Raw genomic sequence first — 13,279 nt, 5'->3', positions numbered from 1 at the left:
TGTCTTCGGAAAAAACTTCAAGCACTATGCGCGTTATGCAAAAACGCAACGTATCCTCCGTCTTAAGAGCACTGCTCGACCAGCACGGGATCTCCCCTACGGAGCTCCACCGTCGCACCGGCGTGCCTCAATCAACGCTCTCGCGGATTCTCAGCGGGAAGATCGTCGATCCTTCGGATAAACACATTTCGAAGATCGCCGAATACTTCAATGTGAGCACTGATCAATTGCGCGGCCGCGCAGACGTCGCACCGGCGACGGGCGGCGCGCGTGATGACGTGCATGCGGAACTCAAGGACATAAGCCTGTGGGACGACGATACCCCTGTCGATGATGACGAGGTGTCGGTGCCCTTTCTTCGCGAGGTTGAATTGGCTGCTGGATCAGGAAGATTCGTCATCGAAGAGAGCGAACGCTCTAGCCTGCGCTTCGGCAAGCGCAGCCTGCGCCACAACGGTGTGCAGTTCGACCAGGCCAAATGCGTGACGGTGCGCGGTAACAGCATGATGCCGGTACTGCGTGATGGCGCCACGGTCGGGGTCAACGCCGGCAAGTGCGGGATCGGCGACATCATCGATGGCGACCTGTACGCGATCAATCACAACGGTCAGTTGCGCGTGAAGCAGCTCTATCGCCTGCCGACCGGCATCCGTCTGCGCAGCTTCAATCGTGATGAGCATCCGGACGAGGACTACAGCTTCCAGGACATGCAGGACGAGCAGATTGTCATCCTCGGTCACGTCTTCTGGTGGGGCATGTACGCCCGATAGACTTCCCCTTCACTGAAAACCCGCCCTCTGGCGGGTTTTTTTTCGCCCGAGTAAAACCCCCAACGCCTTGATTTATGCGGCCTTCATGCGTCGGTGCATTTCTTGCGCATAAATAAATGCATTTATGCATTGACTGTATATGCATCCATGCATATCCTTGCCACCAAGCCGCTCGACAAAGCGGCTGGCAACAACAGCTCTTTAGTTCCACAAGAACAGGCAGCGATGAACCGGCCTCAACGGTTCAGAGGGTTGGCAACTGACCCGGGTGTGCAGCGTAAAGCACCAAGAGCAGTTATCCGGCGGGCAGGGACCGCGGTCGGAAAAACAATTTGAATGGACTCGTACCGCGCCAGTAGCGCCGAAAAGTCAGCTTCCTTCTCGAACACAGGAATTGAAGGAAGGCGAAGGAGCGCATTACTGAAAAGCCCGGCGTAGTGCCGGGCTTTTTGGAATGCCTGCCAGGTTTCATCACGACGTTCATCGCTAACACTACACAAAGGAAGACTAAATGAATCTCTATGCACTGGTTGAATACAGCAAAGTTACCCAGCTCAAGGAAAGTGAAGTCAGCCCGGAAGCACCTGCTTCGCCAACTTCGTTTTGGGTTGATGTAACAGGTAATACGCAGATTCGCGTCGGCTGGGGCGCAACATTCGATGGCGTCTGGACGTTCACGCCGCCCTCCGAGCAAGACCTGCGCAATGAAGCTGAACAGCAGAAATGGCAGTTGCTGAATTTCGCTGCGGGCTGGCTGCTGCTCAACTCGCTGAATTACAAAGTTGATACCGGCATTGCCACTCCAACAGAGCAAGCCCTGCTGCTGGCGTACAAACAATATTGCATCGCCGTCAGCGACGTCGATAAACAGCCGGGTTATCCGGCAACTATCGTCTGGCCAGTCGCCCCGTACTGACAGACATGAAAAACAGCGTTCGCTGGGAATCAATAAAAAGGAAGTTGGAATGAATCGTTACGCACTTACAACCACAGTAATGGGTTACACCGTGATTCTTCAGATAGTCGACTCTGAGGGCGCGGCACCCGCTGTTCCGGCGAGTGAACCTTTTGCCCAATGGCGAAACATCACCGGTAACGACATTGCGCAACCGGGAATGAAAATCAGCTGGGGGCCTTTTGGCGATGAGTATGTTGAGACAACTCTCCTCGAGCAACAGATGACCACCAATGGCCGCATGCAACAACGCTTTGACGCAGCCGGGCGCTGGTTGATGTTCAACCCTTTGCAATACAAGCTGGATCTAGGCATCGCCACTGCGGCAGATGAGTCGGCACTGCTTGTCTATAAGCAGTACTGCGTTGCCGTCAGCGAAGTTATCAAACAAAACACCTTCCCGACAATCAACTGGCCAGTCGCCCCGTTCTGATGCAAATGCGTTAACGCGCCTGCCTCTAGAGCGCATTACGGAAAAGCCCGGTCTCACCACCGGGCTTTTTGAAATGCCTGCCTGATTCTGTAGCTACCCCAGAAGAACATGCGTTGCTACTGGCTCACAAGCAGTATTGCATCGCTGTCAGTGACATAGAAAAACAGTCCGGCTATCCGAAAAAAATCATTTGGCCTGTTGCGCCTTACTGAATCTGTGCGGCGCATCGAGAACTTAGTCTCGGCCCATTTTGTTATAAGGAAATATTATGAAGAAGTACGTTTTCATTGAGATGAGCAATATTGCTGCGTATTCCAAGGCGGTAATGATTCAGGTCTCTGAGGAACAACCTGACACCAATCCCACGGGCATATCCGGCGGTTGGTACGGCTTTGCAATTGACACCGTTGTTCAAGTGGGCTGGAAGGCTACATACGGCGCGAATGGCTGGGAGTTTTCTGAGCCCACTTATCAAGACCATGTTGATCAGGTAACGCTGTTTGTACGACAGCGGCTCGGCGTAGCCGCTGGCTGGCTTGATATCAACCCGGTCAATTACAAGGTGAATCTCGGTGTTGCCACGCCAGAGGAAGAAGCCGCTTGGCTCGCTTATCAGCAATATTACATTGCAGTCTCCGACGTGAAAAAACAGGCTGGCTATCCCTACACGATTGACTGGCCAGTGGCTCCGTTCTGATTCAGGCATAAGCGTCAACCCCGTCAGCGGGAGCGCATTACTGAAAAGCCCGGCCTCAGTGCCGGGCTTTTTGGAATGCCTACCTGAAGAGACATCGCTTGAACCCAACACACATCACTCATCAACTGAAACCAGGAGGCGTGACATGACAAACGAGCAACAAGCGTTGGCGGACATGCCGATCTGGCTGGTCATCCTCCTCGCTGTAGTGGGCGGGGTGTCCGGCGAAATGTGGCGCGCCGACAAGGAGGGCGCCCGCGGCTGGCCGTTGCTGCGGCGGCTGGCCCTGCGCTCCGGCGCCTGCATGATCTGCGGCGTCTCGGCGATCATGCTGCTGTACGCCGCCGGCATGTCGATCTGGGCCGCCGGCGCCTTCGGTTGCCTGACCGCAATGGCCGGCGCCGACGTGGCCATAGGTCTGTACGAACGCTGGGCTGCCAAGCGCATCGGCGTCTGCGAAGTTCCGCCCGCCAATACGAATAAGGAGCAATGAAAAAATACAGCGGTATTTGAAAAGGAGTTCATTTCATGTTGAGCGATTTTCGTTGTGGCAAATGTAATCGGTTACTCGCAAAAGTAGATCCACTTCATCAAGTGCAAATCAAATGCCCTAGATGCAGGACGTTGAATTACGCGAAAACGGGATGCTTTAAAAACTCGCCTGTGAGCGAACCAGGGCAGCATTGACTGCTAATAATAAATAATCGACTTATAGGTGATATATATGGCTACATTACCGCGTTACCCCTTTACAACCGACGGCAGTTCGATTCTGTTGCCACTGCATGAAATGTCTTCTGGACAATATCTTCAGTCGCCAGACAAGCGTTTTAAATTGATTGTTCAATCCGACGGCAATCTGGCGATTTACGAAGGAGCAAATACAGTTTGGGTGGCGATTGCCGGTCAACCCTATACAAGCTCTGGAAAGCAGATAGACAACTCAAAAATTTACTTTTATCTGATGTATTACGCGTTCCTCAATGATCCAACGCGCGGCCGTATGTGGGGCACCGCTAACAGCACGCCTCTCAATGCTGATATCTGGGCCGCTTACAATCGTGCTTATCTATCTCTGCAGAATGATGGAAACCTTGTAGTGGTCGACTCGATCCCTGTCTGGTCAAGCAACTCTGCCATTCCGATCAGCCCATCTGTGGAGTCCGTATATATTCCGGCAGGCACAACGCTTGAGGTTGACCGTCGATATGTTGTTGGAGGGACGACTCTGGTCTTCCAATCGGACGGAAATCTGGTGGTTTCAAACGGGCCTCTGGGTGTCCTTTGGGCGAGTTGGACACAGAATAAAGGCGCCACCCGTGCAGTCATGCAGGGAGATGGGAACTTTGTGATCTATGGCCAAAACAATACACCGCTCTGGTTTACCGGCACTGCCGGCCAACCAGGTGCGATGGCAAAAGTTCAGGCAAATGGCAGTTTCTCTATTGTCAGCGAAAAACCTGTTTGGGCGCGATTTGGATTCACGCCAACAATTTTACCAAAGCGTGTATTTCAGTGGGATAACAAGCCGTGGGATCCAAAAGAAATTCCTTTGTGGAGTTTTTAATTAATTAATTCTGAAGTTGGCCTCCTCCCTGGGAGGCCTTTTAATAGTGTTTTTATTCGACGAGTTGCGTGCTGTTAAAGTATTCGATTTAAATTAAAAGCCATCTGGCCATCACTCATTTTTTTTCCTCGCTGCATGTTCTGCGGCGAGGCTGCGCGTGGACATTTGAAAAGGAGGTCATGCATGCCCGCACCGATCCAGCAGCCTTCGCAGCTGTTCACGGCGATGGCGACAACCTTGCGCAACAGCGCCGGCCTGAACCTGCAGGTCGGCAATCACGACGACTTCACGGCACCCGGCGCTCAGGCCTGGGCGTTGATCGACTTCGACCGTAATGCACCGGGCGCACGTGCCGCTGACGGGCGTATCGCCCACGTCATGACCGTATCGCTGCAAGTCATTCCGGCACTTTCTGCGAGCGCATTTGCCGCCTGCGATCTGATCGCCGTACTGAAAAACCTGATCACCGACAACCGTTGGGGACTGCCCGGTGCTCAATGTGATCTGCCGATGAACCTTGATGGTCTGCCGTCAGTACTCACACGCGCCGACCAGCAATTCAAGGCGTGGACGCTGACCTTCACCCAGACCCTCTATCTCGGCCCAACCTTGCTCGACGACCCGCTCGGCACACCGAAATTCGCTCGCACCTGGGAAGTCAGCGACATCGACGACCCCGACCAATACACCGCGCTGGAGGCCTGACCGATGTTCGACGCATTACTGCGCATGCAACTGGGGCCGATCATCGAGCGGCTGGCGGAGATGGAAGCGGAAATCGACGACCTGCACCGACGTGCCGAGAGTTTTTGTCGCATCGGCATTTGCCAGACCGTCGATGCCGCGAGCAACACCTGCCAAGTCAGCCACGGAGGATTGCTCACGCCGTCGATCAAGTTCTTCAACCCCAGCGCCGGAGCGCAGAGCGAATCGCGGATTCCGAGCGTGGGCGAGCAGTGCCTGCTATTCAACTACGGCAGCGGTGAAAGCGGCGCGCAAAGCGTGGCGTTGTTCGGCCTCAACAGTGACCGCTTTCCGCCGACGGCGACGGTACCGACGCTGACGCGCCGGGTGCATGTCGACGGCAGCGAAAGCGGCTACGACGACGCCACGCACACCCTGCACTGGCAAAACGGTCCGGCCGCATTCAGTGGCTCTCGCGAGTCGCTTGCACTGAGCATCGGCCCGGCGCAACTGACGATGACGCCACAGCTGATCAGCCTGCAACTGGGCGGCGTCGGCCTGAGCATCGACGCCTCGGGCGTGCACTTCAGCGGCCCGTTGGTGGATCACCAGGGCCGCGTCATCAGCCCTTGAATCAAGAGCTTCCCATGATCGGAATCGATAGAGACTCCGGGGCCACGGTCGACGACTGGCTGCAGTTTGTGCAGCGCGCGACACGAGCCCTGACCACGCCGCTGGGCACCCGGCAAAAAAGGCCCCTTTATGGCTCGCTGATCCCCACGCTGCTGGGGCAGAACCTCGGTGACGACGTTCTGCTTCTGGCGCAGAGCCACGCGGCTCAGGCGTTTTACAACGCGCAGAACGGGATCAGCGATTTTCAGCCGAGCGTGATCGTCGCCAGCCGTCAGGGCGCCGGTCTGCTGCTGCGTTTCGCCGGCACCTGGAAAAACCGTCAACAGACCTTCGAGGTAGTGACATGAGCATGTTGATCCCCGGCCAGAACCAATTGGCCGAACCGGCGCTGATCACCGTCGACGCCTTCGAAGACCTGCTCGCCGAGTTCAAGACCTTCGTCATCGAATACGTCGGCGCCCGAGCGCCCGACAGCGCGGCAAAACTCAAGACCAGCCTCGATAACGAAAGCGAGCTGCTGACCCTGGCGCTGGAAGCCTTCTGCGTGCGCTTGCAAACCCATGAACGCAAATACAACGCTCGCATCAAGCAGATGCTGGCGTGGTGGGCGACCGGCAGCAACCTCGATGCACGGCTGGCGGACATGGGCTTGGAGCGGCAGTTGCTCGATCCGGGCGATCCTGCAGCCTTCCCGCCGGTACCCGCGATTTACGAAAGCGACGACGACGCCCGGCTGCGCTATTACCTGGCACCGCACGCCCCGGCAGCGGGCTCGCGAATGCAGTATCGCCGCGAGGTTTTCACCCTCGGTGAGCGGCCGAAGGTGAAGGTCGAATCCAGCGATGCCGGTGTGGTGAACGTCACCTACACCTTCAACCCGGACGGCTTGGCGGCACAGGTCAAGGACGGCAATGGTCGGCGCACTGCGCCGGGCGAAGTGCAGGTCACGGTGTTGTCGCGAGACGGCGATGGCACGCCATCCGCCGCATTGCTCGATGGCGTGCGTCAGCACTTCGCCCGCCCTGATGTGCGACCTGAAACCGACCTGGTCACGGTCAAGGCTGCGGACATTCAACGCTACAAGATTCGTGTGGTGGCCAAGATCAATTCCGGCCCCGACTCGGGCCTGACCAAAGTCGCCGCACAGCAGCAATTGCAGGCCTACGCCGACAGTTGTCATCGCCTGGAAGGGCGGGTCGATCCGAGCTGGATCGACTACACGCTGCACAGCGCTGGCGCCGTGCAACTGCAGATTCTTGAACCGCTGGCGCCGATCGTCACCACGGCGTTTCAGGCGCCGTACTGCACGGCGGTCGAGGTCGAGGTGCTGACGCTATGAGTGAGCCAACGCATAGCCCGACGTTGCTGCCGGCCAACAGCTCGGCACTCGAGCGCGGGCTGGATCTGGGCTTTGGCGCATTGCTTGATCGCATCGCGCCGCCGTTCCCCGAACTGATGAACCCGAGCGAGACACCGGTCGCATTCCTGCCGTATCTGGCAGCGGATCGCGGTGTCGCCGAATGGAGCACCAGCGCACCGGAAGCGGAAAAGCGCCTGACCGTCGAACTGGCCTGGCCCACCGCGCGGCAGGCCGGCACTCGCAAGGCGCTGGAAAACGCAGCCAAGGGTTTGCAACTGCGCCCGGAAGTTCGCGCCTGGTACGAACAGACGCCGCCCGGCGTGCCTTACAGCTTCTCCGTGCGCGCCTTCAGCGAGCAACCCTACAGCGCAGAAATCGACGCCCGTCTCGACCGACGCCTGGCCGATGCCAAGAGCGAACGAGACATTCTTTCGGTGACGGTTGGCTTGAGCGCGTTCGGCAGCCATTGCATCGCCGCCGCGACTTTCTGCGGTGAGCTGACGACGGTTTATCCGGTGTTCATCGAAGGGCTTGAAACCTCTGGCGAGGCGTTCATGGCCGCCGCGATGTACACCGTCGAAACATCCACTATTTATCCTCAGGGGGCCTGAATGGCTGACTATTACACCCTGCTCACCAACGCAGGGATTGCCTACGAAACGGCGTGCAAGGCCGCGGGGACACCGATCAAGCTGACGCAGATTTCCGTCGGCGACGGCGGCGGCGCGGTCTACAACCCGGCCGCGACCGCCACCGCGCTGAAACGCGAAGTCTGGCGCGGGCCGCTCAATGCCCTGTTCCAGGACGAGAAGAATCCGAGCTGGCTGCTCGCCGAAGTCACCATTCCGCCGGACGTTGGCGGTTGGTACGTGCGTGAAGCCGGGTTGTGGACCGACACCGGGATTCTCTACGCCATCGTCAAATATCCGGAGTCGTTCAAGCCGGTGCTGGCGACTTCGGGCTCGGGCAAAGAGTTCTACATTCGCTCGATTTTCGAGACCAGCAATGCATCGCTGGTAACGCTGCTGATCGATGACACCGTGGTCAAGGCCACCCGTGCCTGGGTCATGAGTTACCTCGCCGAAGAACTCGGCAAACTCGATGGCAAGCAATCGGTGCGCGTCGCGGCCTCTACCAACATCGTGCTGAACGGTGCGCAACAGATCGACGGCGTGGCCGTGATTGCCGGTGACCGCGTGCTGCTGGCGAACCAGACCCTGGCCAAGGACAACGGCCTGTGGATCGTCGCCAATGGCGACTGGGTGCGGGCGACTGATGCCAATACCAGCGCCAAGGTCACGCCGGGCCTGACGGTCATGGTGGAGGAGGGCACGGCCAATGGCGATTCGCTGTGGCACCTGACCACCAATGCGCCGATCGCCCTTGGCACGACTGCGCTGACCTTCAAGATGCTCGCCGGGCGCACGGGGATTGCGGCCGGGACTTACAAGAGTCTGACGGTTGATGAATATGGTCGGGCGACGGCAGGTGCGAATCCTGAAACGTTGGCCGGGTTTGGCATCAAGGATTCCTACACCAAGGCTGAAGTCGAGGCGTTGATTGCCAAGGCATCGGCATTGCCGGTGGGTTCGATTGTTGCGTTCCCGGTGGATGCACCGCCGCCGGGTTTTCTTGAGCTGGACAACAGCGTCAAGAGCAGCGCGACTTACCCGGACTTGAGCGCCTATCTGGGTGGCAAGTTCAACAAGGGGGATGAGGGTGTCGGGAATTTCCGGTTGCCTGAGGCGCGTGGGGAATTCTTGCGGGGTTGGGATCATGGGCGTGGGGTGGATGCGGGGCGAGGTGTTGGCACGTATCAGACTGATGACTTCAAGTCGCACAATCATCCGCCACTAAGTAATCGCCCTGGTTTCATGAGTAATGAGTATCCGACGATTCAGGCGTATCACGGAACGAGTTCATCTGGTGCTCCGACGTACTCGGGAGAAGGGCAGCAGATGGCTACCACTGGAGTCCGAGGTGGTACCGAAACTCGGCCCCGTAACGTCGCTGTCATGTGGTGCATCAAAGCCTGGAACGCCCCGGTCAATCAGGGAACCATCGATGTAGCCGCACTGGCCAAGGAAGTCGAACGGTTGAAATCTGCCGTTCCGATTGGCGCTGTCCTGGCGTTCCCGACGGGTATTGTCGCTCCCGGTTATCTGGAGCTCGATGGCAGTGTGCAGAGCATTGCGACTTATCCGGATCTGGCGGCTTATCTCGGCACCACTTACAACAAAGGTAATGAGGGGACGGGCAATTTCCGCTTGCCGGAGTCGCGAGGAGAGTTTCTGCGGGGTTGGGATCATGGGCGCGGCGCGGACCCTGCTCGGGCAATTGGCAGCTATCAACTCGGTACTTTGGCGACGTTCGACAGCAACACACCCGGCGGTTCTTCGGTCGACACCCTGCGTTGCAGTCCAGCGCAAGCTCAAGCGGACGTTTATCGCTCGACCGATTATCCGGGTGTCGGAATTACTTACACAGCTTCCAACCTTAGTGTAGGCGAATACCCTGTTGAGGGGGGGGTTACACGCCCACGCAACCTAGCGGTGATGTGGTGCATCAAGGCCTGGAACGCACCGGTCGATCAGGGAAGCATTGATATTGCCGCGTTGTCCGTTCTTGCCCAACAAGCGACCGAAATCAAACAAGGCTCGGCAAAGGTAGCCACCCAAATTCAGGTGAATGCTGGCTCAGATGACAGTGCCATCGTCACTCCCAAAAAGCTTCGTCTCGGCTTTGAGGCGAGCCTCGCTCCTAATGGATACATAGTGTTCCCGTCGTGGCTGGGAGGCCTGATGCTGCAATGGGGACAGGCCTCTATGCAGGGAACCACTCAGACCTTCAACTACCCGACAGCCTTTCGTTCACAGGTTTATCAGATGGTGGCGACAGATGCGGGAAGTGGAGCCCATTCGCTGGGAGCTACCGCGATAAGCCTGGCGTCCTTCACTGCCTACGGAAATGTGGCAACAACGAACTTCCGTTACTTCGCAATAGGTGCATGACATGCGTTATTACAGTAAGACAACTGGCAGCACCTATCTGGACAGCCTGCACAGCACCATGCCCGATGACGTAGTTCCGATTACTGAGGATCGCTATCTGGAAGTTTTTGCTAATCGGCCATTGGGCAAGGTTTGCGGTCATGACGATGAGGGGCTGCCGATCCTGATTGATCCTCCCGCTCTGACGTCAGTCGAGAGAGCGCAGCAAGAACGCGATTGGCGAGACGAACAGATCAACGGGATTCTGTGGCTGCGCGAACGTCATCGAGACCAACTTGATCTGAATCAGTCACCCACTCTGACGGCTGACCAGTTCAACGAGTTGCTGACCTACATTCGCGACCTGCGCGACTGGCCACAATCTTTAGAGTTTCCGTCGGCAGACGCGCGTCCCGTCGAACCTGATTGGATCGCCGAACAGCCCCAATGAACGCCCCGCACCCCGGGGCGTTTTCTTGTCCGCTTAAAACCAATCAACAACCGCCAAAGCCCCTCCCCACGAGGGGCTTTCCCGTTTATGGAGAAACGAAAAATGGCAACCCGCCAAACCTACACCGTGCTCGTCCCATTCCCCACCGGCGGTGGGCACTGGTCGAGCGTCGGTCAAGACCTTGATCTGCTCGACGTCGAAGCCAGTGCCTTGCACACCGCCGGTCGACTGGAACTGAAAACACCTACCACCCAGGCCAAAAAGGCCGCTGCCAAGAAGGCTGACTGAACATGGCTGAGGTTTTGAACTTCGAGCACAACGGCATTACCGTCAATGCCACTGAATCCCCCGAGGCCATGGGTGGCCTGGGTGACAACGTCATCGGTCTGGTCGGCACCGCGCCGAAAGCCGATCCGCTGATTCCGCGCAACGCACCGTTTCGTATCAACAGCTTCACCACTCACGCGCTGCTCGATCCGACCGGCGCCGAAGAGGGCACGCTGTACCACGCGGTTTACCAGATCCTCAAAGTGGTCAAGGTGCCGGTGTACGTGGTGATCGTCGAAGCGGGCGCGACCCCGGCCGACACCGTTAACGCGGTGATCGGTGGTGTCGATCCAACCACCGGCCGCAAGCTCGGTCTGGCCGCGCTGGGCAGCGTCCCGGAAGACCTGACCATCATCGGCGCGCCGGGCTTCACCGGCACCAAAGCCGTGGCCAGCGAGTTCGCCTCGTTCGGCAAGCGCATCAAGGCCCGTGTGGTACTGGACGGCAAAGACGCTTCGGTCGCTGATCAAGTGGCTTACAGCCAGGAACTGGGCGGCGCCGACCTCGGTTTCGACCGTTGCCTGGTGGTGCACAACATGCCGGCGGTGTACTCGAAAGCCGCGAAGAAAAACGTCTTCCTCGCGCCGTCCAGCCTGGCGATTGCCGCGCTGGCCAAGGTCAAGCAGTGGGAGAGCCCGGGCAACCAGGTGACCTACGCCGAAGACGTGTCCCGGGTCGTTGAGTACAACATCCTCGACACCTCCACCGAAGGCGATCTGCTCAACCGTTACGGCGTGAGCTACTACGCCCGCACGGTGCTCGGTGGCTTCTCGCTGCTGGGTAACCGTTCGATCACCGGCAAGTTCATCAGCTACGTCGGCCTCGAAGATGCGATCAGCCGCAAGCTGGTCAAGGCCGGCCAGAAAGCCATGGCCAAGAACCTGACCAAGTCGTTCATGGATCAGGAGGTCAAGCGCATCAACGACTGGCTGCAGACTCTGGTCGCCGACGAAACCATTCCTGGCGGCAGCGTGTACCTGCACCCGGAACTCAACAGCGTCGAGAAGTACAAGAACGGCACCTGGTACGTGGTCATCGACTATGGCCGCTACGCGCCGAACGAACACATGGTTTATCAACTCAACGCCCGCGATGAAATCATCGAGCAGTTCCTGGAGGACGTTCTCTAATGTTTACCAACCGCGTAAGACAGGCCATCGCGGCCACCCTGCAAGGTTTGCCGTTGTCGGCGACCGTTGAGGAATTCACCCCGCCGAAAATCGATTTCGACATGGAAAGCATGACGGGCGGGCGCTTCATCGTTGAGGAAATGGCCAAGAGTGCCAAGGCTCTGAACGCCACGCTCAAGCTGCAAGGCACCGGTGCTGAAGTGTTGCTGGCGATGGGTGTGAAGCTGGGCGACGACATCCTGCTGAACGTGCGTGAAGCCGGTCAGGATCAGGACGGCAACACCTGGTTCACCTATCACACCATCGGCGGCAAGCTCAAAACCATGGGTGAAGACGCGATCAAGATGGGCGGCAAAGCCCTGACGACTCTGGAGTTCTCCTGCCGCACCTACAACCGCCTGGAAAACGGCATCCCGGTGATCGACATCGACGTGCGCACCCAGAAGTTCGTGCTCAACGGCGTCGACATCCTCGGTGATGCGCGCCGTGCGGTGCTGATGCCGTAACCCGCGGCTTACAGGCAATTACAAAACCCTGTGGGAGCGAGCTTGCTCGCGAAAGCGGTCTGTTGTTCAACATTGATGTTGACTGACCCGACGCCTTCGCGAGCAAGCTCGCTCCCACAGTGGATCTAAAAGAATCACCAAGGAATTCATACATGTCGTGGATGCCACCCAAGCATGACCTGCTGTCGCCGATCAGCGGTGACGACGGCGCGCAGATCGAACAGATCCAGCTCAAGCCGCTGTTCTACGCCGCTCAGAAAGAAGCGCTGGAACGCGCCGGCGATGATGAAGACGATCAGTTCTTCGAACTGGCGTTGCTCGCCACCGGCCTGTCGGTCAAGGAACTCGACCAGCTGAAACGCCCGGACTACGTGAGCATCGCCCAGTACGTGCACGAGATGTCGACCCGTCCGACGGCGTACTTTCTGGAGCAGGTCGAGGACGCGGAAAAGTCCGACGATCCTGACGAAGTGCAGCTGCTGCAACCGCTCGCCGTGACCGGCCGCACCGTGACCTCGCTGTCGCTGGAAATGCCCGCACTGCGCGCCACCAAAGTGATGAAGAAACTGAAAACGGCCAAGGAACGCGCCGAGTTCATTACTGCCCATTGCACCGGCCTGATGATCCCCGATCTGGCCCAGTTGAGCGTCCCTGACTGGACGCAATTGCAGGTGCGCATCGACGATTTTTTAAACCAGCCGGCGGCCTACTTTCGGAACGCGACATCGAAGTAATCCTCGATATCGTCCCGCTCATTTACCCGGTAAGTGAGGCGG

General features: G+C 57.9%; 18 protein-coding genes. All 18 read left to right on the top strand.

The features are described 5' to 3' along the window. The first annotated feature begins 35 nt into the window (after positions 1-35). The 18 genes from JFU48_RS01430 (at position 36) to JFU48_RS01345 (ending at position 13,237) form a co-directional block, all read left to right on the top strand. Positions 36-770, top strand: coding sequence for a LexA family transcriptional regulator (locus tag JFU48_RS01430; RefSeq protein WP_103520488.1), 735 nt, complete (start codon positions 36-38; stop codon positions 768-770). Positions 771-1,281: 511 nt separating this feature from the next. Further along, positions 1,282-1,686 carry a tail fiber assembly protein gene (locus JFU48_RS01425; RefSeq protein ID WP_201135685.1) on the top strand — a complete coding sequence of 135 codons (405 nt, stop codon included), beginning with the start codon at positions 1,282-1,284 and terminating at the stop codon, positions 1,684-1,686. 49 nt (positions 1,687-1,735) lie between these two features. Then, positions 1,736-2,158, top strand: a complete 423-nt coding sequence (locus JFU48_RS01420) for a tail fiber assembly protein (RefSeq protein ID WP_201135684.1) — start codon at positions 1,736-1,738, stop codon at positions 2,156-2,158. Positions 2,159-2,426: 268 nt separating this feature from the next. Continuing rightward, on the top strand, positions 2,427-2,855 hold the full coding sequence (locus JFU48_RS01415) for a tail fiber assembly protein (RefSeq protein ID WP_201135683.1): 429 nt from the start codon (positions 2,427-2,429) through the stop codon (positions 2,853-2,855). A 145-nt stretch (positions 2,856-3,000) separates the two neighbouring features. Next, positions 3,001-3,348, top strand: coding sequence for a phage holin family protein (locus JFU48_RS01410; RefSeq protein ID WP_201135682.1), 348 nt, complete (start codon positions 3,001-3,003; stop codon positions 3,346-3,348). Between the two features lie 35 nt (positions 3,349-3,383). Further along, the gene (locus tag JFU48_RS01405) at positions 3,384-3,542 is read left to right on the top strand and encodes a Com family DNA-binding transcriptional regulator (protein WP_201135681.1); all 159 of its coding nucleotides are present in this window, start codon (positions 3,384-3,386) and stop codon (positions 3,540-3,542) included. Between the two features lie 37 nt (positions 3,543-3,579). Next, positions 3,580-4,422 carry a putidacin L1 family lectin-like bacteriocin gene (locus JFU48_RS01400; RefSeq protein ID WP_201135680.1) on the top strand — a complete coding sequence of 281 codons (843 nt, stop codon included), beginning with the start codon at positions 3,580-3,582 and terminating at the stop codon, positions 4,420-4,422. Positions 4,423-4,605: 183 nt separating this feature from the next. Further along, positions 4,606-5,127, top strand: a complete 522-nt coding sequence (locus JFU48_RS01395) for a hypothetical protein (protein ID WP_201135679.1) — start codon at positions 4,606-4,608, stop codon at positions 5,125-5,127. Positions 5,128-5,130: 3 nt separating this feature from the next. Further along, positions 5,131-5,739: a phage baseplate assembly protein V gene (locus tag JFU48_RS01390; protein ID WP_201135678.1), complete on the top strand. Its 609-nt coding sequence runs from the start codon at positions 5,131-5,133 to the stop codon at positions 5,737-5,739. Positions 5,740-5,753: 14 nt separating this feature from the next. Next, complete coding sequence (locus tag JFU48_RS01385; RefSeq protein ID WP_003222189.1) at positions 5,754-6,086, top strand: phage baseplate protein; 333 nt, start codon at positions 5,754-5,756, stop codon at positions 6,084-6,086. Next, on the top strand, positions 6,083-7,078 hold the full coding sequence (locus JFU48_RS01380) for a baseplate J/gp47 family protein (RefSeq protein ID WP_201135677.1): 996 nt from the start codon (positions 6,083-6,085) through the stop codon (positions 7,076-7,078). The genes JFU48_RS01385 and JFU48_RS01380 overlap by 4 nt, the downstream gene beginning before the upstream one ends. Next, positions 7,075-7,710: a phage tail protein I gene (locus tag JFU48_RS01375; RefSeq protein WP_201135676.1), complete on the top strand. Its 636-nt coding sequence runs from the start codon at positions 7,075-7,077 to the stop codon at positions 7,708-7,710. Before JFU48_RS01380 ends, JFU48_RS01375 begins: the two co-directional genes overlap by 4 nt. Continuing rightward, the gene (locus tag JFU48_RS01370; RefSeq protein WP_201135675.1) at positions 7,711-10,110 is read left to right on the top strand and encodes a phage tail-collar fiber domain-containing protein; all 2,400 of its coding nucleotides are present in this window, start codon (positions 7,711-7,713) and stop codon (positions 10,108-10,110) included. It abuts the gene before it with no gap. 1 nt (position 10,111) lies between these two features. After that, a complete protein-coding gene (locus JFU48_RS01365; protein ID WP_201135674.1) occupies positions 10,112-10,540 on the top strand; it encodes a phage tail protein in 429 nt (142 codons plus the stop codon). A 102-nt stretch (positions 10,541-10,642) separates the two neighbouring features. Further along, positions 10,643-10,828, top strand: coding sequence for a hypothetical protein (locus JFU48_RS01360; RefSeq protein WP_003222199.1), 186 nt, complete (start codon positions 10,643-10,645; stop codon positions 10,826-10,828). Between the two features lie 2 nt (positions 10,829-10,830). Then, on the top strand, positions 10,831-11,997 hold the full coding sequence (locus JFU48_RS01355) for a phage tail protein (RefSeq protein WP_103484524.1): 1,167 nt from the start codon (positions 10,831-10,833) through the stop codon (positions 11,995-11,997). Next, the gene (locus tag JFU48_RS01350; RefSeq protein ID WP_201135673.1) at positions 11,997-12,503 is read left to right on the top strand and encodes a phage major tail tube protein; all 507 of its coding nucleotides are present in this window, start codon (positions 11,997-11,999) and stop codon (positions 12,501-12,503) included. The genes JFU48_RS01355 and JFU48_RS01350 overlap by 1 nt, the downstream gene beginning before the upstream one ends. A 152-nt stretch (positions 12,504-12,655) precedes the next feature. Beyond that, the gene (locus JFU48_RS01345) at positions 12,656-13,237 is read left to right on the top strand and encodes a phage tail assembly protein (RefSeq protein WP_103484526.1); all 582 of its coding nucleotides are present in this window, start codon (positions 12,656-12,658) and stop codon (positions 13,235-13,237) included. Positions 13,238-13,279: the final 42 nt, after the last annotated feature.

Origin of the sequence: Pseudomonas sp. TH49 (assembly GCF_016650625.1) — a bacterium.
GTDB lineage: Bacteria > Pseudomonadota > Gammaproteobacteria > Pseudomonadales > Pseudomonadaceae > Aquipseudomonas > Aquipseudomonas fluorescens_H.
The sequence above is the reverse complement of the archived record's forward strand: the minus strand, read 5'-3'. Positions and strand labels throughout refer to the sequence as shown.